Annotated in this window: 2 tRNA genes and 2 rRNA genes (1 of these 4 cut by a window edge); all 4 read left to right on the plus strand. The window is 53.2% G+C overall.

Annotated features, from left to right (window positions below):
• Window positions 1-1550, plus strand: a 16S ribosomal RNA gene (locus ACXN9U_RS00005).
• A gap of 100 nt (window positions 1551-1650) precedes the next feature.
• A tRNA-Ile gene (locus ACXN9U_RS00010) sits at window positions 1651-1727 on the plus strand.
• A 16-nt stretch (window positions 1728-1743) separates the two neighbouring features.
• Window positions 1744-1819: transfer RNA gene (locus ACXN9U_RS00015), tRNA-Ala, on the plus strand.
• A gap of 81 nt (window positions 1820-1900) precedes the next feature.
• Window positions 1901-2500, plus strand: a 23S ribosomal RNA gene (locus tag ACXN9U_RS00020); it runs 2329 nt beyond the window's last position.
• Together the 16S and 23S rRNA genes with 2 tRNA genes alongside form the textbook arrangement of a ribosomal RNA operon.

The following is a 2500-nucleotide window of genomic DNA, read 5'->3' on the forward strand; positions in this document are numbered from 1 at the left end:
TTATCGGAGAGTTTGATCCTGGCTCAGGACGAACGCTGGCGGCGTGCCTAATACATGCAAGTCGAGCGGACAGATGGGAGCTTGCTCCCTGATGTTAGCGGCGGACGGGTGAGTAACACGTGGGTAACCTGCCTGTAAGACTGGGATAACTCCGGGAAACCGGGGCTAATACCGGATGGTTGTTTGAACCGCATGGTTCAGACATAAAAGGTGGCTTCGGCTACCACTTACAGATGGACCCGCGGCGCATTAGCTAGTTGGTGAGGTAACGGCTCACCAAGGCGACGATGCGTAGCCGACCTGAGAGGGTGATCGGCCACACTGGGACTGAGACACGGCCCAGACTCCTACGGGAGGCAGCAGTAGGGAATCTTCCGCAATGGACGAAAGTCTGACGGAGCAACGCCGCGTGAGTGATGAAGGTTTTCGGATCGTAAAGCTCTGTTGTTAGGGAAGAACAAGTGCCGTTCAAATAGGGCGGCACCTTGACGGTACCTAACCAGAAAGCCACGGCTAACTACGTGCCAGCAGCCGCGGTAATACGTAGGTGGCAAGCGTTGTCCGGAATTATTGGGCGTAAAGGGCTCGCAGGCGGTTTCTTAAGTCTGATGTGAAAGCCCCCGGCTCAACCGGGGAGGGTCATTGGAAACTGGGGAACTTGAGTGCAGAAGAGGAGAGTGGAATTCCACGTGTAGCGGTGAAATGCGTAGAGATGTGGAGGAACACCAGTGGCGAAGGCGACTCTCTGGTCTGTAACTGACGCTGAGGAGCGAAAGCGTGGGGAGCGAACAGGATTAGATACCCTGGTAGTCCACGCCGTAAACGATGAGTGCTAAGTGTTAGGGGGTTTCCGCCCCTTAGTGCTGCAGCTAACGCATTAAGCACTCCGCCTGGGGAGTACGGTCGCAAGACTGAAACTCAAAGGAATTGACGGGGGCCCGCACAAGCGGTGGAGCATGTGGTTTAATTCGAAGCAACGCGAAGAACCTTACCAGGTCTTGACATCCTCTGACAATCCTAGAGATAGGACGTCCCCTTCGGGGGCAGAGTGACAGGTGGTGCATGGTTGTCGTCAGCTCGTGTCGTGAGATGTTGGGTTAAGTCCCGCAACGAGCGCAACCCTTGATCTTAGTTGCCAGCATTCAGTTGGGCACTCTAAGGTGACTGCCGGTGACAAACCGGAGGAAGGTGGGGATGACGTCAAATCATCATGCCCCTTATGACCTGGGCTACACACGTGCTACAATGGGCAGAACAAAGGGCAGCGAAACCGCGAGGTTAAGCCAATCCCACAAATCTGTTCTCAGTTCGGATCGCAGTCTGCAACTCGACTGCGTGAAGCTGGAATCGCTAGTAATCGCGGATCAGCATGCCGCGGTGAATACGTTCCCGGGCCTTGTACACACCGCCCGTCACACCACGAGAGTTTGTAACACCCGAAGTCGGTGAGGTAACCTTTATGGAGCCAGCCGCCGAAGGTGGGACAGATGATTGGGGTGAAGTCGTAACAAGGTAGCCGTATCGGAAGGTGCGGCTGGATCACCTCCTTTCTAAGGATTTTAACGGAATATAAGACCTTGTGTCTTATAAACAGAACGTTCCCTGTCTTGTTTAGTTTTGAAGGAACTTTGATTCTTTCATATGGTAGATGGGCCTGTAGCTCAGCTGGTTAGAGCGCACGCCTGATAAGCGTGAGGTCGGTGGTTCGAGTCCACTCAGGCCCACCATCTTTACCCAATACACGGGGCCTTAGCTCAGCTGGGAGAGCGCCTGCTTTGCACGCAGGAGGTCAGCGGTTCGATCCCGCTAGGCTCCACCAACGTGTTCTTTGAAAACTAGATAACAGAAGTAATTCACATTCAATTGTAATACAAGATATCACGTAGTGATTCTTTTTAACGGTTAAGTTAGAAAGGGCGCACGGTGGATGCCTTGGCACTAGGAGCCGATGAAGGACGGGACGAACACCGATATGCTTCGGGGAGCTGTAAGCAAGCTTTGATCCGGAGATTTCCGAATGGGGAAACCCACCACTCGTAATGGAGTGGTATCCATATCTGAATACATAGGATATGAGAAGGCAGACCCGGGGAACTGAAACATCTAAGTACCCGGAGGAAGAGAAAGCAAATGCGATTCCCTGAGTAGCGGCGAGCGAAACGGGATCAGCCCAAACCAAGAGGCTTGCCTCTTGGGGTTGTAGGACACTCTGTACGGAGTTACAAAGGAACGAGGTAGATGAAGAGGTCTGGAAAGGCCCGCCATAGGAGGTAACAGCCCTGTAGTCAAAACTTCGTTCTCTCCTGAGTGGATCCTGAGTACGGCGGAACACGTGAAATTCCGTCGGAATCCGGGAGGACCATCTCCCAAGGCTAAATACTCCCTAGTGACCGATAGTGAACCAGTACCGTGAGGGAAAGGTGAAAAGCACCCCGGAAGGGGAGTGAAATAGATCCTGAAACCGTGTGCCTACAAGTAGTCAGAGCCCGTTAACGGGTGA

This window comes from Bacillus sp. BACIII (assembly GCF_057836745.1).